Here is a 21,504-nt window from a genome sequence, read left to right on the forward strand (position 1 = left end):
ATTACAACTTAAAAATTACCTGTCCTCTTCCGATTTAGGACCTTGCATTTGGTTCATTTGATCTGCCACCTTATCGTCCGGAATTACATTGCTCATGCCTACCATTATCTTATTTTTAAGGCCCGAAACTACCTTGTCATCACCCTTCATTAAAGCCTGGTACCCGTCTTTTGCAACCTTTGCGGGGTCTGATAGTCCACTGTCTAATATTTTAGAATTCAGCATATTGGCTTTGTTAAAAAAGTCTGTATCTGTGGCTCCCGGTTGTAACGACGTAAGAGTAACGCCTGTATCTTTTAATTCACTTATCAACCCTTCCGTAAGCTGTAGCACGTAGGCTTTTGTGGCGTGATACACAGCCTGGTAAGGACCCGGAAGCTCCGATGCGATAGATGCCAGTTGCAAAATTTTTCCTTTATTTCTTGCTACCATGTCTTTTAGAAACAGGTGTGTCAAACTGGTAAGTGATACCACGTTTAATTGTATTATTTCCAGTAGCCGTTGAAGGTCCTGCTCCACAAACAACCCGTATTGACCTTGTCCTGCATCATTCACCAAAACATCTATTGTAAGGCTTTTACCCTTTACTTCATCGTACAATTCAGACGGTGCATTCTGTTGAAACAAGTCTTTAGCAATGGCTGTAACCTGCACCCCGAATTGTCTTGACAATTCAGAAGAACTGCGTTGCAGGTCTTCCTCCGTTCGGGCTACAAGTACAAGGTTATAGCCATCTTCGGCAAAACATTTTGCGAGTTCGTAGCCAATACCGCTGGTGCCGCCAGTTATAAGCGCATAACCTTTCTGGCCGTTGTTATTTGTCGACATTTGTTTTCTAGTTTATATTGATAGTTGAAAGTTATAGGCTATGATATTTGCTGCTTAAAGAACAGAAAATACAAGGGAGTGACACAACGATGTTGAATAAACAAACAAAGCTTGTAACGAACTTACCCCACTATACATTCCCCTGTTAATTACCTCAATAGAGATACCAGTAATTTTTGTTGAACTCTTACAGCATAAAAGCAAATAATAATAAATTACAAATTGTGCTTTAACTTATTTGGGGCACATATGTGAAATTTTTGCACCATAAAACGGGATAAAAATTTTTGAGGTGATAAAAGGACCTTCTGCTTTTTTTTTGATGGTTTCCCGCAGCAGTCTTAATGCTTCATAGTTGCGACGCTCCATTCATCTGTATCTTTCTGTGCAGCATGTATTAACGCCAGCCGAGGCCATTGCTAATCCATTTTGTACATTGCTTTGCGGGCATTGTACTTGCATAAACTCTTTTGCAAACACCAATGGGCTGAGCAACCCGAATTAGCATTACCAGCCACACACATGAGAAGCACCTCTGTATTTTTAGTTCACTCTTAATCTCTCCATCGATTTAAATTAAAACTCTAATGAAAGCTATTATTTTACTTGCCACCTTAAAGAAAGAAGGATTATCAAATACCGAAGTCCTATCGGAGTTTTTGGCAGAACAACTTAAAAAGAATGGGGTTGACAGCGAAATTATTAAACTTGTAAATCATCATATTCTACCCGGAACTTATGATAATATGGGCCCCGGAGATGAATGGCCTCCCATCCTGTCTAAAATTATTGCATCAGACATCATCATATTTGCAACACCTATCTGGTGGAGCAACATGTCTTCAGAAATGCAACGTGTAATTGAACGACTTGATCATGTTCACGATGGAATATTGGAAGGAAAACCATCAAGGCTTGAAAACAAAGTTGGCGGAATTGTGATTACCGGCGACAGCGATGGTGCACAACATATTATTGCTGATGTAGCTAATTTCTATAACGCTATAGGAATAGTGCTTCCACCGTATGCAACACTTTCCGTTATGTACGAAGGGCAGGCAAAAGGAGCTAAAACAACAAGAGAAGAACTTTGGAAAAAGTATGAAGAAGAATATCTTTCAACGGCCCAAAAGATGGTTGGGCAAATGCTGAAGTATGCCAACCGGTAACACGTGTTTAACAAACTTGACCGTTACCATGTTTAGGAGTAACATTCTTCCCCCACGCCATTGCTCATAAACCCATTTCTACCTGCAGCCTGTATCTTAATCCCGCAGATATTTCTCCGTAGTCATTTATATAACTGACATCGGTTTGCATTTTCAAATTATGGCCTTTAAAATACCTGGACATACCAATGGTGTATTCTTTTACTTTTTCAGCTTGCCTAAATGTTTTGATTATAGCTGTAGGATTTACTATTGTAAATCTGCCTGCCAGCTCTAAATTATTTTTAAACAAGAAACCACTTTGAATATTCCACCCATATCCTGTTCGAAAGAAACCGGAGGTATCTTTTAAAACGGGCGATTTGTCACTTGTTTTATTCATGTACTCACTTGTTACCGACCACCCTCTATACTTAAGCATAACATCTGCAAAAAACGTTTTTAAGTTTCGGGTTTCTTTTAGAAAAGAACCCAGTTCCCCGTTTTCCCGACGGGCATTATTGTTATAACTATAGCCTGCCCCTATTGAAAGTTTAGGTTTAGGCTCTCTTTCAAAGTCAGAATCAAAGTAATCCCCCTTATTTGTAAATTCTCCGAATGGCAATATTTCAAATCTTCCTGTATAGCTTAATCCACCTGTATCGGCGGCTGTCACATTTCTACCCTGACCTAACGCTATAGCATAAATATCCTTTAAAACAACCTCACCTATTTTTGCCTTGTGATGAAATTGAATGCCTACATCTCTATCAAGATTGTAAGTAGAATTTACGAGGCTTCTATCAACAAATTGAAGATCCTGCGACGAAATAACACGTTCCCTGTTTCCTGGCAGTTTGGTTTGTCCAAACCATAATTCACTGTTTTTAAATAAGCGGTATTTTAAAACTGCATCTAAAACAATATTCGCTGCACTGCCGGTTTGTCTCATCACAGGACCAACATCCTGGTTACTTAAAGCCAATTCAATTTTGTAATCTAATTTTGGAGTAAAAGCAAATCCTTCAAACTTTACCCTAAATCTCCGAATCATCATTTCTTTTTCTATCGCTGCATTTTTCGATAAAGGTTTTTGGGCAATGAACAAAGTCTGGAACCTTGTACTAAAATTTATTTTCATCGAACTATCAGGGGCAGTATAAGAAAGCCCCTCTCCAAAACGTGCTATAAAATTTTCTTTATTTTCAGATTTTATAATATTGGTTTTGTTAGGGTAAGTCTGGCCATTCCCCTTTACATTTAGTAAACACAGTAACACAGTAAAAAATAGAAACCTTCCCATTATATTATTTTACATCCTCCAAATTTGCTCCAGTCTTGCTCAATTATATTTTACTCCAGTCTTTCAAAGTGAAACAGCCTTACCAATAAAAACTGGCAGTTGTATTCTTTGTTAAAGCGTCTGTTCAATAATATTCCACAATATTTTCTGTTTTAATTAATTCTTCATTTAGCAAAACAAATTGTCTTTCAGTGCCCCTAACCTTCAGGATGGCAAATAATTGCCCCTTGCTTTTATTCATCATTATTCTTTTACTTTTCATTCTTCTATCCAATAAATACTTCTCAATAATTTTTATGTTACTAATATCAGCATCCTTGAAAGTGATATTGATTGTTCTGGTATGATTTAGCCTGTCTATTAAATATTCGATTCTACCAAAGAGTGATAACACTATTATAGTAAAGATGGTCAAGGAGAATGCTAAAAAATGATACCCAATACCCGTAGCCATGCCAATGCCTGCAGTGGTCCAAATTACTGCCGCTGTCGTTAACCCTAAAACTGATAGCTTATCCTTAAATATCACCCCTGCCCCTATAAATCCAATGCCTGTTATAATATTTGCCGAAATTCTATCATCACTACCTGATCCATGTTTTGACACTATTGTGAAAATAGTTGAACCAAGACAAATGAGGATTATAGTACGAAAGCCGGCTGACTTGTTATTATATTCCCTCTCAAACCCGATTATGGCTCCGCATAAAATAGATAGACCAATGCTTATCAAATCTTCCCGCTCCAGTAAAAATTCCATATAGTAGCTAAGTATTTTTGGGGTGCAGTAAAAACTAAAAGTTTTACGACCTGCAAAATTACAAAGGTAATTAGGTAAAATAATGGTGCCTCTAATTGTAACGGAATAGAATGGAATGATATTTTATACTTTACGTAGGGTAATATTGCATGGTCTAATATTGAAAAAACAGTAAAAGGGTGCGACGCAACGATGCCAAACAGTAATAATACTGTTACACCCCAAAAAATTGTTGACTACTTGTACCGTCTATAGATTTTATGTGGCGTGAAGTATACCAACATTAAAAAGTAAACGTATTGTTATGAAAATTCTGGTTATTGTCCTCCTTATTATTACCATGTTGGCATTAGGACTTATGGCATATAAACTTACCACGAACCGGATGCCTGATTTAGCCTTTTGGAATAGCAACAAACCGGAAGACAAGAAGGATAAAAAGGATAAAAAGAAAGATAAGCCGGGGGAATTAAGCAGTTCTACTTCTTACGAGATTGTTGAGAAATACGATTTGCCGCAAGTGCTGTCTGAAGTATCGGACATTGCGCATTTTAGAGATAACTTATTTGCTTGTGTGCAAGATGAATTAGGAACTATTTTTATTTATAACACTGATAATAAAAAGATTGAAAGGGAAATACCATTTGCAGGCAGAGGCGATTATGAAGGTATTGCTTTAGCTGGCTCTACTGCTTATGTAGTAAATAGCGGCGGAGTAATTTACGAAGTATTGGATATTGAAGACGCCGAACCTAAAGTAAAAAAGTATGAAACTTACCTGAATGCTCAAAACGATGTAGAAGCGCTATGCTATGATAAGGCTAACAATAGACTACTATTAGCATATAAAGAAGAGGAAGCAGGCGGAAGCAGGAAGGGAATATATTTGTTTGACCTAAGGAATAAACAATTGTCGAAAAAAGCTGTTTTTTCCATAGACCTCAATAACGCTTTGTTTGAGAAAGCGGGTAAAAAGAAAAAACAAGGTTTTAAGCCGTCTGCAATAGCAATACACCCTACAGAAGGCAATTATTATATGATAGAGGGAACAAATCCTAAACTTTTAATCTTGAATAAGCAGGGAGAGATTACGTTTTTTGCGTCGTTAAGTGGTAAAGATTTTGCACAGCCTGAAGGAATAACTTTCAACCCGGCAGGAGAACTTTTTATTTCTAACGAGGGCAAAAAAGGCGAGGGAAATATTTTGAAAGTGAAATTTTAGTACTTGTTTAAGGAAGACAAGGGCACCCAAAATTTATATTTCAATTTTTTCCTTTTAATAATTAAACACTTTAAAACTTTTTACAATTATGGAATGGATTGTACCATTAATCACGTTAGTGTTGTTGGAGGTAGTGTTAGGATTGGATAATGTGATATTCATATCTATTGTAGCAGCAAGACTTCCTAAAAATCAACAGAACAAAGCGAGGAGACTGGGGCTAATATTAGCGATGTTTCTGCGGCTTGCGCTGCTTGGCATTATCTCCTTAATATTAAAACTTGAGGGGAATTTATTTACCGTTTTTTCGGTTGACATTTCCGGCAAAGACCTTATCCTTATTCTAGGGGGCTTGTTTCTTATTTACAAAAGCGCTTCCGAAATTAATCATAAGATGGAAGGCGAAGCAGGTGATACACAAAAAGACCTTAAAGTAACCTCTTTTAAAGGTGTGATATTCCAAATTCTACTTCTTGACCTGGTGTTTTCCATCGACAGTATCATTACTGCAATAGGCATGGCAAATGAACTTTGGATAATGTATGTAGCAGTGATAATTTCAGTAGGTATCATGTTTTTTGCCTCCGGTCCTATCAGTCGATTTGTAAACGATCATCCTGCTTTTAAAATGCTTGCCCTAAGTTTTCTTCTATTAATTGGAGTATCATTAATAGGCGATGGACTGGGCATGCACATACCGAAAGGATATATCTATTTTTCTATGGGTTTCTCTTTATTGGTTAATATTATTCAAATGCGCTCAACGAAAAGAACTGCACTACCAGTTGAAACTAAAGAGCATTATTTACGCGAAGAAGTGCGGAAAACAGAATAAGAAGCATTGGCTATGCTTCTTATTACTGCTACCATAAAATACACAGATCAAAGTCCATCCTTCCTACTATGCGCCTCAAAATATTGCTCTAACGCCTTCTTCCCAAACCTCTTGAATACTACCGGTGTAACAATCATGTCTAAGAGGGTTGAACTGATTAAACCGCCCAGTATGACTGTTGCTACTGGATACAATATTTCCTTACCTGGTGCTGATGCATCCATTGTTAGAGGGATAAGTGCAAGGGCTGCCACTAATGCGGTCATTAGTACTGGTACCATTCTCTCTAATGAGCCTTTGATGATCATGCTGTCGCTAAATGTTTCCCCTTCATGTTCTACCAGGTGTATGTAATGCGAAATCATCATGATGCCGTTTCTGCTGGCTATACCTGTTAGTGTAATAAAACCTACCATTGTTGCTATTGAAAATGTGCCTCCTGTAAGCATAACAGCTACTACGCTACCTATTAATGCTAACGGTATATTCAACATGATCTGTAAAACAATCCTGTTGGATTTGAAGTGACTAAATAGAACCAGGTAGATACCGGCAAATGAAAAGAGGCTAAGTATTAAAATTAACTTTGATGCTGACTGCTGGCTTTCAAACTGGCCACCGTATTCTAAATAATACCCTTGGGGCAACTTTAAATCTTTCGCAACTCTTTGCTGCATTTCCTCTACTGCACTTCCTAAATCTCTGCCTTGTACATTACTGCTTACTACTATTCTTCGTTGTGTATTTTCATGTACTATTGAATTGACACCATTTTCAATTTCGATCGTTGCTATTTGTGACAGTGGAATTAGGGAACCATTAGGAAGTTCTATTTGTGTGTTACCTACATTCTGTATATCGTTTCTTTCTGCATCTGTTGAACGTACTAACACATCAAAGGATTTCTGTCCCTCTATGATCTGGCTCACTACTCTGCCATTGTAAAATATCTCTAAATCGTCTGCTACTTTTCCTGCCTGTAAACCATATTGTTTTAATGCCTGCCTGTCTACCTTTATTTTTAATTGTGGTACTAATACCTGTGCTTCTACCTGTACATCTACTACACCTGGAACATCCGTTATTATTGTACTAAGTCTTTCTGCATTGCTTCTTAGTTCTGCAAGGTCGTTGCCATATATTTTAATTGCCACCTGTGCTCTTACTCCGCTTAACAAATGATCTAATCTATGTGAAATGGGTTGACCAATGTTTACGCTGCTGCCTTTTATGATGTCGAGGTTTGCTCTGATGTCATTTAGTATTTCCTCCATGTCACGCCTTTCGTCTTTAAGACTTACATCTATCTCTGTATAGCTTGGTGGTTCGGCGTGTTCATCTAATTCTGCTCTACCTGTTCTACGTGATGTAAGTAATACATCAGGTACTTTAAGAATTTGCTTTTCTGCTATGCTTCCTATTTTATTTGCTTCTTCTAATGATGTACCGGCTGGTGCAACAACGTTTACTGTAAAGCTGCCTTCATTGAAGGGTGGAAGAAATTCAGTACCGAAAAAAGGTACTATTGCCATAGCTGCAATTATCATTGCAATTGCAACAGCAATGATTGGCTTAGTATGTTTTAAACCCCAGTGTAAAACTTTCGTGTCCTGCTTTTTTAACCATCTTACTAATGGGCTGTCATCGTCATTATCAGCAATAGGCAATGGGCGATTGGCAATAGGCAAGGAAGAACTTTCTGCAATTGGCAATGGGCAATTGGCAATAGGCAAGGAAGAAAGCTTTTCGTCAGTCATTCCTTCCTCATTGCTCATTGCTGATTGCCTATTGCCCATTAAATCATTGCCCATTGACTCTCCCTCATTGCCCCTTGCCCCTTGCCTATTGCCTATTGACTTCCCCCAGAACTTTAAGTTGATGTGATTTAAGTGCTTTCTCTTGCTTAATAAGTAACTACATAGCGCAGGGGTAACGGTTAATGAAACTACCAATGATGCTATGATTGAAGTAATGTACGCAATGCCTAATGGTGCAAATATTCTCCCCTCTATTCCTTGCAAATAGAATAACGGCAAGAATACTAATACAACAATAATTGTTGCATAAACAATCGAGTTTCTTACCTCGCTACTTGCATCATAAATAACTTTCAGTAAAGGCTTTGGTTCTTTGCTTGCAAAGTTTTCTTTTAATCTCCTGTATACATTTTCTACATCCACAATTGCATCATCGACTAATTCGCCAACGGCTATTGCCAAACCACCTAAAGTAAGTGTGTTAATAGAAATGTTGAAGAACTTAAAAATAATTGCAGTAATGATAATTGATAATGGAATAGCAGTTAACGTTATTATGGTTGTTCTAAAGTTTAAGAGGAACAAGAACAAGATTATTATTACTAAAATAAATCCATCTCTTAATGCATGTTCAACATTAGTTAGGGAGTTAGTTATAAAGCTGCTCTGATTAAATACTTCAGTATTAATCTTTACATCTGGTGGCAATGAAATTTGCATTTCTTTTATGGCTTCCCTAATGTCTTCTGTTAGTTCAACCGTACTTGCTGTAGGTTGTTTCTCTATACTTAATATAACTGCCGGTCGTCCATTTAATGAACCATCACCTCTCTTTACTGCACCTCCAAACTTAACTTCTGCAACCTGGCTTAATAATACGCTTGCATTGTCTTTACTTGTTACAACAGTACTTGCCAAGTCTTCTAAAGTATTTGCTCTTGCAATGTTTCTTACCAGTACTTCTGAACCTTTGTTGTTTATAAAACCACCCGTTGTATTTTGATTGGTTGCCGATAATGCCTTATCAATATCATCTATTGAAACATTGTATTGTCTAAGTTTTTCGGATGATATTAGGACCTGGTATTGTAAGCGTTCTCCGCCTATAGGTATCACCTGCGATACCCCTTTAATGCTCATTAATCTTCTTCTGATTGTAAAGTCTGATAGTGTTCTTAAATCAGCTGGTGATGTTGTATCTCCCGTAACTGCTACCATCATTATCTGCCCCATGATGGAGCTAATAGGACCTAATTGTGGTGTAATGCCTTCAGGCATTTCAATAGACTGTATTCTTTCTGATGTTAATTGCCTTGCCCTGTATACATCTGTGTCCCAGTCGAATTCAACGAACACCATGCCTAAGCCTGGTGATGCAACTGACCTTACTGCTTCAACACCCGGAGCACCGTTTAAAGATGTTTCAATGGGCAGGTTTACCTGTGCTTCAATTTCTTCAGGAGCCATACCATTTGCTTCCAAAAATATGGTTACTCTCGGCCTGTTTAAATCGGGCAATACATCTACCGGTAAACTTACTAATGTAAATACACCGTATACCATTACTAGGGCTGCTGTTGCAAGAACAAACAACCTGTTTCGTAATGAAAATTGAATTAATTTATTAAGCATATCTTTTAAAATTGGCGATGGGCGATGGGCAATTAGCAATAGGCAAATGGCAATTAGCAATAGGCAATTAGCAAAGAAGAACAATTGGCAATTGGCAAGGAAGCAAAATGGTGCAATTAGCAATTGAAGAAGAATAGACAATTGGCAAAAAAGAACAATAACAATAAGCAACTTCAAACGATGCCAATCGCAATACACAAGAAGTCCTTTTCATCCTAAAGTGTGCCTTGTTTCCATTAATTATTGCTTATTGCTCATTGCCCATTGTCCATTGCCCATTGCCCATTGCTCATTGCTCATTGCTCATTGCCATTGTCCCTTGCCTATTGCCTATTGTCTATTTCCTATTAATGCCCCGCATGTTCTTCACCGCCTCCATTGCCTGTTCCTTCCCCAACATTGATAACAAAATCAGCCGTGTGTAATTCACCTTCTGTACGAAACTGTATCCATCCTCTGTATGTACCGGCTTTTTCAAACGTTGTATGTAGATCAAACTTTCCATTTTCAACACCCGGATGAACGTGTAAATATTCTTTCTCCTTTAGGCTTACTACTACCATGTGTGCTTTCGCTCCTAAATAATTTTCCATTGTGTTAGGGTCAACAGCTTTACCGTTTTGTGTTACAGTCCCTGTAATGTGCATTGGAGTTTTTGTAACGAACCGGCCACCTGTAGGCGTAAGTGCTACTGTATAGCCGTTAACATTCGTTTGTAGTTTGTCTGCACCGTAATTTTTAGCAGCGGGTGCAGAGCCTGTTACCGTTACATCTATTTTGTCTAGTGTATGATTGCTACCACTTGGTTTATAATCAGCAAATAGTTTGTACTTGCCGCCGGCAGGAAACTTTGTTTTTACTAAATAAGCTCCATCAGCATTCATCTCGGGATGGATGTGATTAAAGTAAGAAAGATCATCGCTTACAACGATAAGATGAATTTTCTTTTCATGCTCTACATCTAAAGGAACTTGTTCCTTATCGTTGTCTTTTAACTTAGGGATAAGCGATAGGGTAACTTCCTGATTAGGATTAACTGTTTCAGGTATAGTAGTGAACTGCATTTTTACATTACTTGGTCCACCTGCATTATCGTTATGTTCAAGTTTCATCCCACATTTAGGACAATTGTCACCTTCTTTACCTGTTACCTCAGGATGCATTGGACAAGCAAAAGTATGGTCGCCACTGTGTGCTGCTGTTGCACTGTCTGTTGTCGAAGCTTTCATCTTATTTGCTTCATTATTACCGCAAGCTGTAAATGTTAGAGCGCCTGCTATTGCAAGAACTGTTGTACTGATTTTAAAATACATCTTCATCTTTTATTTTTTTAAGACCTTATTAAACCTGACAGGTTTTGGCTAATTAATTATGGTTATGATCTCCGTGTCCACCAGATACATTCTTAGTATCTGCCTTTACCAAATTCATTTTGCAAACCGGACATTTATCTGCCTTAGTGTATGTTTTGTCTCCTTCACACATCATAGGACATTTATATGCTGCTATTTCTTTTTGAACCTTGGCTAATGCCATCTTACAAGTTGGGCATTTACCAGCTTTTGCATAGGTTTTATCGCCTTCGCATTTCATTGGACATTGATACTTTGCCGCTTGTTCAGATGCCTTAGTCGTGGTTGTTTTTGTAGTTGTTGCCGTTTTAACTGACATCTTTTTTGTTTGTGCATCCACAGCACTAAAAGTGAAAACAGCCATTGTAATCAGGAAGAGAAATTTTAGTTTGTTCATTCTGTTTGTTTTATTGTTTAAAAGTTTATTGTGTGTTGTTATAACTAAGTCTATTGTTAGTATGTCTCGTCTTTTTGTTGCTGCCCTAAGCACAAATAGTACAAGAGTGCGACGCAAGAATGCTTAATTATTTACCAATGCTTGCCCCACAAAACCTCCCATTGCCCCTTGCCTATTGCCCCATTGCCCCTTGCCTATTGATTCAAAAACATTGTTTTCATTTGATATACTCCATTCGTAACTACTCTTTCTCCTTCCTCAACACCTTTGATTATGTTTACCTGCTTACCATTTGAAGTGCCTTTATTGACATAGCTTATTGAGTATTGTTCTGCAAGGTCTTTTATGAAAACAGCAGGCTTTCCGTTTACATCTGCTATTGCTTCATCAGGTATTATAACGGCCTTTGAGTAATCGCTTGAAAAGATGCTGATATTAATGTTCTCGCCAATTTTGAAACGACCATTTGCATTAGTCACCTCGAACAATACTACCTGTGATTGATTTTCAGGATTAACCTGTTGTGCGGTGGAAACAATCCTTAATGAATAGGAAGTAGTATCAGCCGGGTTGTTAGAAGCAGCTGTTATTTTTTGGATGCCTTTAAGATTTGCTACGTCTTTACTGAATACCTGTGCTTCTACAAAAACCTTATGAAGGTTTGTGATTTCAAAAAGGGTTTGACCTGCACTTACCACTGCACCAATTGAATAATTGAAAGTGCCCACAATACCACTGATAGGAGCAGTTAACGTAATCATCCTGGTACTACTAACATTGCCTGCTGCATTAGCATTAAACAGTCTTTTGTTTTTGAATGCCGTTTCGATCCTTGCCTTTGCCTCCGTCAGATCTTTCTTTGCAACTATATCTGCAATGCCGTTCAATCTATCGTACTGTGCCTTTGCAGCATTGTATTCCGCATCTACACTATTTCTTTGAGTAAGAATGCTCACTTGTGTTCCGGCATCGACCTGCTGCTCTATAACAGCCAATACCTGCCCTGCTAAAACACGTTGACCTACAGTTGTTTTGATGGATACTATTTTACCTGTTTGTGGTGTTTGTATTACTGCTACACCTTTAGGTGATGGCACCACTGTACCAAGCACCCCCGTTGACCGGTTGAAGTTTGCGGTAACCACTCTGGCAGTAAGAATGTCAAAAAGAAATTGTGTTTCTTTCTCAACTATAAACGTGTTAGATGGACCGCCGGTAGTAGGCTTTGCTACACCATGGTCATCACCACCATGAGCTGAAATGTAGTTGGTAGTTGCAGTCGGAAAAATGAGCAGAAATATTGCGGTTGCTGCAACTACTTTTTTGTTTGTCTTCCGCATTAAAAAATACATAGCAACCATACCTGCAAGCAAACCTAAAATGCCGTAGAACCAGTTGCTGCTATACCAATGGGAATGCTCTTCTTCCACCGCAGGCTTTGGTAACTCTTTTCCTATTTCGATGTCTTTAATTAAGAGCAGGTCGGGGCCAAGCTGACTATTTAGGCTAACAGAAATATTGTACGCCTTTTTGTCCGGAAATATTCCTTTGACTTCAAAGACACCTGTGTCTATTTTACTAAGCGTAAGTTTTAAGTCTGCATTACCCGAAACCGAAGTTTTTAAATCGGTTATTTGAACAGCTTTGTTGGAGACGAAATCGGTTATGTACAATTGAAACGAACCTTCTTTGCCTACCGGTATGGTTTTGTACTTAATCAACGTTTCATACTTATCCGAACTTGCTTCAGAACTAAAGTATGCTGTTGTTGATGTGGCTGCTGCTGCTTTACCGTCACCTTCATGTGCAATAGCACTAATAGGTAATAAAAGCAGAAGAATGATGTACTTTATCATAACGAACCGTTTAAGTATTTTAATTCAGTTAGTGCCTGGTTGAAGTTTCGTATAGTCTCCAGGTAGTTGACTCTGGTTTGAAAGGCAGTGATAATGTTTCTCATTGTTTCTATATAATTTACCTGACCTGCCTCAAATAGTCTAAGTGCTGTTTGTGTTATATCAACAGCCTGTTGATTGGCGACCGTGGCATAGTATTGAAGGCTTTTTTGTTCTCTTAATAGTTGAGACATCGCAACGGTGTATTCCCTATTTAAGTCCTGTATCTCTCTTCTTCGCTGCGCTTCGGCAAGTTGTACGCCTGTTTGAGCTGCCTGTATTCTTGCCCTGTTTTGGCTTCTCCATATTGGCATTGAAAGGCTTACTCTCCATCCTTGTCTTTTAGTACCTTCTCCGTGTGGTTGCTGTAAGCCAAAAAGAGGACCTGTATTTATTTGCGGCAGCAATTCTGCCCGTTCGGCTTTTAGTTCTTTCTGGCTTACAACAACCTGTTGTTGTAATATCTGCGGACGAATTGAATTTGAAATTGTATCCAGTATTGATAGCAACATCGGGTCTGTTGTCATTGCCCGAAAGCTATCTACGATAAAGTCTGTTCTATAATTTAAAATGTAGGATAAGGCTCTTTTTTGTGCAGGCAATTCAATCAATGTCCTTTCTAATTCATTATGCAGGTTGTTCGCTTCGTTAGACGCAAATAGTTCTTCCAGCTTGTTAATTTGTCCTGCTTCAAAATTTCTTTTTGCTGCTGTTTTTATGCTTTGGTATAAGCTGTCTTGCTGCTGTAATAAATTAACTCTTGCATACAGGTATTGCACCTCGTTATAGGTATTTTGCACCAACCGGTTTATTTCATACTGGTTTAGCTGCAACATCAATTCCGAAAGGCGTATACGCTCTTTCTGCAAGCCACTGCGTGAAGCATAAACACCAGGCAAACGCAAGGGCATAAGAACCCCTAAAACCATAGGATCGTAAGGGTCTATTTCAAACTCCAATTCTGGATTGTCAAAACCTCTTGAACCTTTTAATAGTTGCTGTTGCCGAAGCAGGTCAAGTTGTGCAGCGTCGGTATTAACCCGGTTTGCTCCTGCAAGTGTGTATGCCTGCTGCCTTGTTAAAAGTTGTTGCGAAAAACAAGTTGTAATAGACAGGGCCCATGCTATAGTTAAGAGAAACTTATACATATAGTTAAACGGGGAATAAAAAGTGGTAAGCTGGGTGCCAAACTGTATAACAATAATGCTGCTTTACTTGCGTCGCACTCTTGTACAGTTTTTTCTTTATTCAGCAAAAACTCTAACACTCATTAACCCGGAAATAAAAGAGTAAAAAATGATTTCAGTTAAAAGAAATAGACCTTGACTTTGAGACATAGGTTTACCATGTGCCTTAGCACGAATATTTAAACTAAAATCAAATTAAAAAGGACTGTATCGCTATGCGAATGTCGGGGGGTGGGTAAAATTGACGAGCAAGAACTTTAGTACCAGTCAATGTTTTTTCCGGTGCTATATCCATGCCTAAGAAAGCAGAAAGAAACGCAACAAAAACAGGTGCTTTAAGAGCAATGTTTTGTGACTGCTGAAGCTTCTTATCCTCTGCCTGAAATTTTATGGCTGTATCTGTGCAGCAGTCGTCCTGCGCAGAATTACTTTGTTCATGATGGTGAGAAGCAGTTGCATTTTCATGGCTGTGTGAACCTGTACCCGCATTACCTTGCTTTGCTGTGTCTTCATGGCTATGTGCAGCCGGTGCATCTTGATGATGGGCCTTAGTGCCAGCTGCATGACTATGAGAAGGGGCAGCCTCTACTGGTTGAACTTTTTCAGCACTGTGATGGTTTTTATTATAGCCCAAATTTAATCCCATCGAACAAGCAAAAGCTACCACCGTGTTAAGGGCAAAGACCGTTAACAGGAAAGCTGCTTTTAGTTTTATGGATTTATTTTGTCTCATTATTACCGGTGCAAAAGTATAAACTATTTACAACACTCTTTTTTTCTAACGAAAACTGCTTTGAACAGCCTCCACAATATGTTACGAAAATTCATACATTTTTCGAATTAGGTGCAAAGCTACGGTTGCATCTTTAGTATAAAGCCTGACAAGAAAACTATGCCCGGCATTATAACAATTCATTTTAAGCCAACTCTTCTGCTTTGTAGCCTGCCTTTTGTACTGCTTCAATTACCTGTGTTTGGTCAAGTTCTTCCGTAGTAACTGAAAGTATTTTATTTGGATTTAGTGTGTCAACTTTCCAGTTGCCTTCTCCTATTACTTCGTTTAGTGTGGGAGTTACTTTGGCTATGCAAGAACCACACATAATGTTTGTTTTTAGTTCTATTTTTTTCATGACTGTCTGTATTGATTTCTGTCAGGTAAAATTAGTTTGAGTTTACAGTAGGCCTGTTACATAATTCTTGATTTGATTTACACAATTTTGGGTTTGCCTTTTATGCTTTAGCAAGTATCTGTTGTAAATCATCCGGTATTTCCATTTTCTTTAACGGGGGAACATTTGAACCTCCGGTATTTCCAACAGGAATTTTGCCTACAAACGATTTCACCCCACCTACTAATAATCTCGGTATTTGCCCCATAATCTCTTTGCGGCTTTTAATTTTAATTCCAAACTGTAGCATTAGCATATGTACATAGCTATGTTCTATAAACCATCTTTGCCCTATAATATGAGCCCTTTCCAGTTTTTGCCATGCTCCATTTAAATTACCCTTCAGTAATTCGAACCGGTAGCTGTCTAATTCCTGCGCGAAATAAGGTTTCAAAGTGGAGGGCATCTTCCAATAGACTTTCATGATTAATTAAATTAGTATTCGCGTATACTACAACAAATTAAAAAATATTTACCTGAAAAATACTGCATTACAATTTCCTGTACTTCAGGGTTAGACAGTTTAGTAACAACTGATACAGAGCTAAGCCATTGCAGCCGGCAACCGTGGATTTAAAGAAAACTAATACAGCAACAATCCGGATACCAATAATACAAACGGGTTCTCTTCCTGTAATGCCTGATGAAGGGGTTGCTTCCTTCACCCCCTCGTGTTAATTACTTTTCGCCGCCATAATATTACACTGTGATATGTGTTTGTTTGCTTTCGCTATTAACTAAGGCATAACCTGTGATTAGCATAATTACTGATATGCCTAAAAAAGAAAAGTTAGCCACATGGTGGTTTGGTGACTGCTCCATTACATTATGAAGTTTCAAAAGTTGGTGGTCAATAACACCCTCTACAATATTAAACACACCCCATCCTAATATTAAACCACCAGTTAAAAGTTTTCCTGAATTATTTATGTCATTCCGCTTCAACAATTTCCACATTAAAGCAACGCCTACTAATACAACAATCAAACAGAAAAAGTGAAAGATGCCATCCCAAAACATATTGACGCTCTTACCAATGAGGTTGGTAACCGCAACCCGATTCGACAACATTTCGTGCCATTGAAGTATTTGATGTAGAACAATGCCATCTGCGAAACCACCTAAACCAATTCCTAAAACCATTGAAGCTGTAGTTAGTGGTACCGGCGAAAGTATTTTAACCTTCGGATTTGCTGCAAGCCTTGATGTATACTTCTTAGCTGTAATGCCTGTTAATATAGCAACCACCACTGTCAATACAATAAAGGCAGAGAGCATGGTTAAAAGATTAGGGAAAAATGCACTGTTGTAAATACCTTCCTGTACTTGCTTGTTACAAGTGGTGCAGGCAAAAACAGATGAACCCATCGGGGTAAACAGTAAGGTTACCAGTAACTTTTGCATATACTTTCTATTAATAATCATTATAATTATTTCAATTACTATACCCTTTAAAAGGAGTTTGAAAGAAAGTGTTCTTTTAATAAGTAAACTAATACTGCATTGGTAGGGTATAATATAAAGACCGGGGACAAAAAGAAAATCGTTGTCTTACCACTTCTAAAAATAGAAGCCGTGTTCACCACCGCGCGGCCTGTTATGTACTAAAATTCTAATACCCGATCGTCCTGCTGACTATATTCTTTCTGTACCTCAAAAATGGGTAGGTGTTATTGAAGCCACTCGAGAAGAAAAAGGCTTACGGCTAACAATGCCCGAAGATCAGCTTACCAGGTGAACAGCTCCAACATAAAAAAGCCGCCCCGGTTGCAGGCGGCTGGTAATGTATGCAGTAAAAAATAGTTAATCGCCCATTTTTGCTCTCGGACCAGAAGCGGTGAAAATAGCCATCATCCTGTCTTTTTGATTAATCGAAAACATATACATCGCCTTGTCATTTGTATAATCCATGTAGTTCATAAACATATCGCCAGCCGGCGCATTACTGCAACTAATGTGGGGATATGTGGGCGTACCATAATTCTCAGCTCCCTGGTTAGGCGTATCAGTTACAAGGTCAGAGCCACTACACGCGCCGCCGTCATCGCCCCAAATGTGTCGTAGGTTCATCCAATGGCCTACTTCGTGCGTGGCAGTTCTGCCAAGATCGTAGCTGGTTGTGTATGTACCACCTGGCGCTTTTGCCTTGCTACCAAAGGCCTTATAAAGAATTACTACGCCGTCGGTTGCAAGGCTACCGCCAGGAAACTGCGCGTAACCTAGCAGCCCCTGGCCCAGGTTACATACCCACATGTTCAGGTTTTCGGCTGGATTGATGGCATTGTCGCCACCGCGCTTACTGTTTTTTACAGCGTCGTTCGATGAAAAACTGTTTGTTTTGGTGAATTTGTGAATGGGGGCTTGGGCGAGTACAAAACGTACCGGTAAGCCCTTTGACGCTACAGCCTGAAAACTATTCGCAGGAAGCAGGGTCCTGTCGGCGTTGGTGTTTTGAAAATCTTCGTTCAAGACGTCGATCTGCGATTGAACCTGTACATCGCTGATGTTTTGTCCTGCCGTGTTCCAAAGAACATGCACCACAACGGGAATTTCTATAACTCCGTTAACCAACCGCATCGCCTGCCGGTTTTGAATGGTTCTTTGGGTGAACGCCTCTATCTCTGCCATTCGGGTCGCGAGCCGCGGATCTGCCTTCATTTGTTCCTCGAGCACTTCCTGCGAAGCACAACTGCGTTGAGTGATGATCATCGTTTCCGATGCTTGTTCTTCGTTGGGCTGCTCAACTTTTGCATCTTGCTTACTACACGACCCCGCAAGAAATAATACGCCCAACAGGGCTGTAGAAAGTCTCTTCATGATAAATTAGTTTTCTACAAATTATGATTATTAGTTATAAAATTCATTATTCCTGTTAATATTTACATAAAAACTTTTATCCTTCAACAACCGTTTTCCTTAATACTCTTTACCCCATTTACTATTTGTATTTTCCTGTGGATTTGTTTACCTGCTTCCGGTTTTCATTGGTTCATCCTTGCGTCGCACACTTGTACTATTTTCTCATTGTCAGGCAAATTTTCACGGGCTCATACTTTTCCACCACAAATCGCTCCTTTACACTGCCGCAGCAGTGTATTTCATTACTTGTACAGTAAATAAATGGGTAGACCTCTTTACCGGGAGAATTTATTAAGATATTGCCGTTAACAGTCTTAACCATTGTATTAACAATAAAGGCTTAATCATTTATAGTTATGTAATCATGAGCAATCATCATCGAGTTGTTCTTTATTCATCTTCTTGTCACTTTTTGCTTGTCCAAAAAGTAACCAAAAAAGACCTCGGAAAACGATAACAGCCCGTTTTCCGATTTGTATTTCAATTCCGCTTTTGTACTACTGTGGTGAAGAACAGTGGCGCCTTGATGCCTTGACAAATTAGCAACACCTTTAGCGATTTAGAGCAGTCAAAAACGAATAAGCATTAAATGCAAATGTTGAAGTCACAGTAACACTACAGCCTAATAAACGACCCCCGAAAGGAACGGGCTGTTATCGTTCATTTCTTGATTTCTTTGGTTACTTTCTTTTCATCAGGGAAAGGAGAGTAACTAATGACGGAGCAGTTACAACGCTAAAAGATAAATCATTTGCTGACCTAGGTACCTTCCTTACCGTGATGTGTTGGTGGAAGAGACAGCGGAGCATTTGGAGAGTGCCTTGGGAGTTTCCGGGCGGTGTTGAGGAGGTCGAAGGGGTAAGGATTAGAAAGAAAACAATCAACAAATCACCAACGACAAAATGAAGCATGAACCCAAAGCTAAAATTAAAGAGTAAGCATTTTCACATCCTCCAGGAAGTGCAACAAGCTTTTCGCCAAAAGACAGTTGAGCTTTAATTGATGAAGTATACTGCACAAATGAAAATAAAACACGTAAAGAAATATCCTTGCTCCATCTACGTTGCGATGCAGACGTAGCCACTAAAGCATCTCCTTCCGTCGCAGGAGGTGTAGGATTTGCAGGATACAGGTCATCAATTGCAATTACCCGAATCAGTATTTCCTTTCCCATTACCCTGTTTTTGATACATTTATCAAAAATTAGCTCCTCGTATGTTGCACGATTAGAATTGATAATAAGCTAATCTTGTTTTTACATTCAGATAACACTTCCTTTTTAATATTGCCCGTATGGAAAAAGTACCCCAGGTAGATCCGACAGTTTTGGCCGCAATTAAAAATGGAGATAAAAGGGCCTACGCAGCTATATACAGAATTTATTATAGCAGGTTATATAACTACGGGTATAAGTTTACCAGGAATATTTTGGCGATAGAAGATTGTATCCAGGAAGTACTCACCTCCTTTTGGATAAACCGGCAAAAAATTGAAAGCATCACCTCCTTTGAGAGTTACCTGTTTGTCTCTTTTAGAAACCGTTTAATGAAAAGCTTACAGGAAAAGCAACTTAACACAGAAACGCTGCGAGACGAAGACTACCAATTTGAATTGGAGCTATCCATCGACCAGTTAATGATTAATGCAGACAGTTTATTCGAACAGCAGACCAACCTGAAAGCCGCTTTAAATAATTTAACCGAACGGCAAAAAGAAGCGATTTACTTTAAGTACTACGAAAACCTCGAGTACGAACAAATAGCCCGTATTTTAAACATCTCCACTAAAGCTACCTACAAGTTAGTTGCACGGGCAATCGCCGAACTTAGGTTAGTATATCAACAAAACGTCTCTTCTTTTTTACTCCTGCTTACCATGTCTGTCTCCTGCAGTTGCCCTTAAATGACTGGCGATTTGGTGATAAACGGAGGGCGTTCCGGCAGTTCCGACGACATAGGCGTAGCGATGCCCGATACAAAAACGCTTGCCGGCAACCTGGAACATGAAACTCGAACAGTTATCGCTGTGCATCTATTTATTTTATAAAAAATTTTCTTTTCGTGGGGTAAAATGAAAAATGGGCAACTCCTTCTTTTATAACCTGGTTTATAAAGGATGGAAAAGGACTACTTACATTTTACCACAAACGATTTTATTGCCGATGAATTCTTTCTTCGTTGGGTGAAATTTCCCGACACGGAAACCAATGATTTCTGGAATAAATGGATTACAGACTATCCTGCAAAAAGAGAGTCTACTGATAAAGCAAGGGAATTTATATGTAACCTCAGTTTTAATACTGATTTCCCCCCTCAACCTAATATTGAAGCTTCATTGGCAAGAAGTCTTGAACTGATCGGGGAATTTGAAAATAACCAGGTAGAAGAGGAAGCGAAAGCCACGAGTTTTAAAAAATATTGGTGGGCTGCAGCGGCTGTAGTTTCGGGTATTATCATTTTTACAGCCAGTGTTTTTTTCAATAAAAAACCAGCCACAATTGAAATTATTGCCGCAGCCGATGAGATAAAATCAATCGTGTTGCCCGATAGTTCTGTCATTACTTTAAATGTAAATTCTTCTATAAAATATGCTTCTGACATTGGCAAAGCAAATACAAGGGAAGTCTGGCTTAAAGGAGAGGGATTTTTCAATGTTAAACATATAGAAACAAGTAAGAAAGCCCGTCACTTTATTGTTCACTACGACGACTTGAATGTAGAAGTGCTGGGAACTTCCTTTAATTTAAAGAAGAGGAAAGATGTATACAACGTTTCATTAAATACAGGTAAGATAAAGATCAGTATCAACGGGGATGAAGGGTCGACATTATTTTTAAAGTCCGGCGATTTCTTTCAATACTCCGCCGCAAGCAGATCCATCCTGAAAAAGAAGGTTAAGCCAGAACTGTATTCGGACTGGAAGGAGCAAAAGATGGTTTTGAACAACACTTCCTTATCGGAGCTGGCAGAGCTGATCCATGACAGCTACGGATACAACACGGTTATACAAGACACTGAATTATCAAATCAAAAAATAACAGGAACGATTATGCTAAAGGACGAAAAGGTTTTTTTTGAAACGCTATCATATGCCTTAAACATCAGCATTATAAAAAAGAACAAGGACTTAATCTTTCAATCTAAAACCAAGAGTAACTAAT

At 38.7% G+C, this 21,504-nt stretch carries 20 protein-coding genes; 5 read left to right on the forward strand and 15 right to left on the reverse strand.

The window, feature by feature from the left end; translation table 11 throughout:
* Positions 1–15: 15 nt before the first annotated feature.
* A complete protein-coding gene (locus JWR87_RS04270) occupies positions 16–828 on the reverse strand; it encodes an SDR family oxidoreductase (protein WP_297816007.1) in 813 nt (270 codons plus the stop codon).
* A 587-nt stretch (positions 829–1,415) separates the two neighbouring features.
* On the opposite strand from JWR87_RS04270, the gene JWR87_RS04275 reads away from it, so the two are divergent.
* The gene (locus tag JWR87_RS04275) at positions 1,416–1,997 is read left to right on the forward strand and encodes a flavodoxin family protein (protein WP_297816011.1); all 582 of its coding nucleotides are present in this window, start codon (positions 1,416–1,418) and stop codon (positions 1,995–1,997) included.
* A gap of 64 nt (positions 1,998–2,061) precedes the next feature.
* On the opposite strand, the gene JWR87_RS04280 is transcribed toward JWR87_RS04275, so the two are convergent.
* Entirely contained in the window at positions 2,062–3,279 is a 1,218-nt protein-coding gene (locus tag JWR87_RS04280) for a porin (RefSeq protein WP_297816014.1), read from the reverse strand.
* Positions 3,280–3,403: 124 nt separating this feature from the next.
* On the reverse strand, positions 3,404–4,039 hold the full coding sequence (locus JWR87_RS04285) for an MgtC/SapB family protein (protein WP_297816018.1): 636 nt from the start codon (positions 4,037–4,039) through the stop codon (positions 3,404–3,406).
* A 304-nt stretch (positions 4,040–4,343) separates the two neighbouring features.
* On the opposite strand from JWR87_RS04285, the gene JWR87_RS04290 reads away from it, so the two are divergent.
* Both JWR87_RS04290 and JWR87_RS04295 read left to right on the forward strand, forming a co-directional pair.
* Positions 4,344–5,261, forward strand: a complete 918-nt coding sequence (locus JWR87_RS04290) for an SdiA-regulated domain-containing protein (RefSeq protein WP_297816021.1) — start codon at positions 4,344–4,346, stop codon at positions 5,259–5,261.
* A gap of 88 nt (positions 5,262–5,349) precedes the next feature.
* Positions 5,350–6,096 carry a TerC family protein gene (locus JWR87_RS04295; protein WP_297816024.1) on the forward strand — a complete coding sequence of 249 codons (747 nt, stop codon included), beginning with the start codon at positions 5,350–5,352 and terminating at the stop codon, positions 6,094–6,096.
* Positions 6,097–6,143: 47 nt separating this feature from the next.
* On the opposite strand, the gene JWR87_RS04300 is transcribed toward JWR87_RS04295, so the two are convergent.
* The 11 genes from JWR87_RS04300 to JWR87_RS04350 all read right to left on the reverse strand — a co-directional run bounded on the left by JWR87_RS04300 (position 6,144) and on the right by JWR87_RS04350 (position 19,518).
* Positions 6,144–9,485, reverse strand: a complete 3,342-nt coding sequence (locus tag JWR87_RS04300; protein WP_297816027.1) for an efflux RND transporter permease subunit — start codon at positions 9,483–9,485, stop codon at positions 6,144–6,146.
* 347 nt (positions 9,486–9,832) lie between these two features.
* Positions 9,833–10,804: a heavy metal-binding domain-containing protein gene (locus JWR87_RS04305; RefSeq protein ID WP_297816030.1), complete on the reverse strand. Its 972-nt coding sequence runs from the start codon at positions 10,802–10,804 to the stop codon at positions 9,833–9,835.
* A gap of 46 nt (positions 10,805–10,850) precedes the next feature.
* Positions 10,851–11,234, reverse strand: a complete 384-nt coding sequence (locus JWR87_RS04310; RefSeq protein ID WP_297816032.1) for a heavy metal-binding domain-containing protein — start codon at positions 11,232–11,234, stop codon at positions 10,851–10,853.
* A gap of 194 nt (positions 11,235–11,428) precedes the next feature.
* On the reverse strand, positions 11,429–13,090 hold the full coding sequence (locus JWR87_RS04315) for an efflux RND transporter periplasmic adaptor subunit (protein ID WP_297816034.1): 1,662 nt from the start codon (positions 13,088–13,090) through the stop codon (positions 11,429–11,431).
* Positions 13,087–14,277 carry a TolC family protein gene (locus tag JWR87_RS04320; RefSeq protein ID WP_297816037.1) on the reverse strand — a complete coding sequence of 397 codons (1,191 nt, stop codon included), beginning with the start codon at positions 14,275–14,277 and terminating at the stop codon, positions 13,087–13,089. The genes JWR87_RS04315 and JWR87_RS04320 overlap by 4 nt, the downstream gene beginning before the upstream one ends.
* 229 nt (positions 14,278–14,506) lie before the next feature.
* Complete coding sequence (locus JWR87_RS04325) at positions 14,507–15,049, reverse strand: hypothetical protein (RefSeq protein WP_297816040.1); 543 nt, start codon at positions 15,047–15,049, stop codon at positions 14,507–14,509.
* 184 nt (positions 15,050–15,233) lie between these two features.
* The gene (locus tag JWR87_RS04330; RefSeq protein WP_297816041.1) at positions 15,234–15,446 is read right to left on the reverse strand and encodes a heavy-metal-associated domain-containing protein; all 213 of its coding nucleotides are present in this window, start codon (positions 15,444–15,446) and stop codon (positions 15,234–15,236) included.
* 100 nt (positions 15,447–15,546) lie between these two features.
* Positions 15,547–15,909: a DUF3703 domain-containing protein gene (locus JWR87_RS04335; protein ID WP_297816043.1), complete on the reverse strand. Its 363-nt coding sequence runs from the start codon at positions 15,907–15,909 to the stop codon at positions 15,547–15,549.
* A gap of 275 nt (positions 15,910–16,184) precedes the next feature.
* Positions 16,185–16,889: a DUF2243 domain-containing protein gene (locus JWR87_RS04340; RefSeq protein ID WP_297816045.1), complete on the reverse strand. Its 705-nt coding sequence runs from the start codon at positions 16,887–16,889 to the stop codon at positions 16,185–16,187.
* A 399-nt stretch (positions 16,890–17,288) separates the two neighbouring features.
* Positions 17,289–18,302 carry a zinc metalloprotease gene (locus tag JWR87_RS04345; protein WP_297816047.1) on the reverse strand — a complete coding sequence of 338 codons (1,014 nt, stop codon included), beginning with the start codon at positions 18,300–18,302 and terminating at the stop codon, positions 17,289–17,291.
* Positions 18,303–19,224: 922 nt separating this feature from the next.
* Complete coding sequence (locus tag JWR87_RS04350; protein ID WP_297816049.1) at positions 19,225–19,518, reverse strand: hypothetical protein; 294 nt, start codon at positions 19,516–19,518, stop codon at positions 19,225–19,227.
* 119 nt (positions 19,519–19,637) lie between these two features.
* On the opposite strand from JWR87_RS04350, the gene JWR87_RS04355 reads away from it, so the two are divergent.
* Entirely contained in the window at positions 19,638–20,246 is a 609-nt protein-coding gene (locus JWR87_RS04355; protein ID WP_297816051.1) for a sigma-70 family RNA polymerase sigma factor, read from the forward strand.
* Here the strand turns inward: JWR87_RS04355 and JWR87_RS04360 are convergent.
* Positions 20,205–20,375: a hypothetical protein gene (locus tag JWR87_RS04360; RefSeq protein WP_297816053.1), complete on the reverse strand. Its 171-nt coding sequence runs from the start codon at positions 20,373–20,375 to the stop codon at positions 20,205–20,207. The two genes, JWR87_RS04355 and JWR87_RS04360, sit on opposite strands and share 42 nt — an antisense overlap.
* Positions 20,376–20,459: 84 nt before the next feature.
* Between JWR87_RS04360 and JWR87_RS04365 the strand changes: the two genes are divergently transcribed.
* Positions 20,460–21,503 carry a FecR domain-containing protein gene (locus JWR87_RS04365; RefSeq protein ID WP_297816055.1) on the forward strand — a complete coding sequence of 348 codons (1,044 nt, stop codon included), beginning with the start codon at positions 20,460–20,462 and terminating at the stop codon, positions 21,501–21,503.
* Position 21,504 lies beyond the last annotated feature (1 nt).

Origin of the sequence: Segetibacter sp. (genome assembly GCF_025963695.1) — a bacterium.
Classification (GTDB): domain Bacteria; phylum Bacteroidota; class Bacteroidia; order Chitinophagales; family Chitinophagaceae; genus Segetibacter.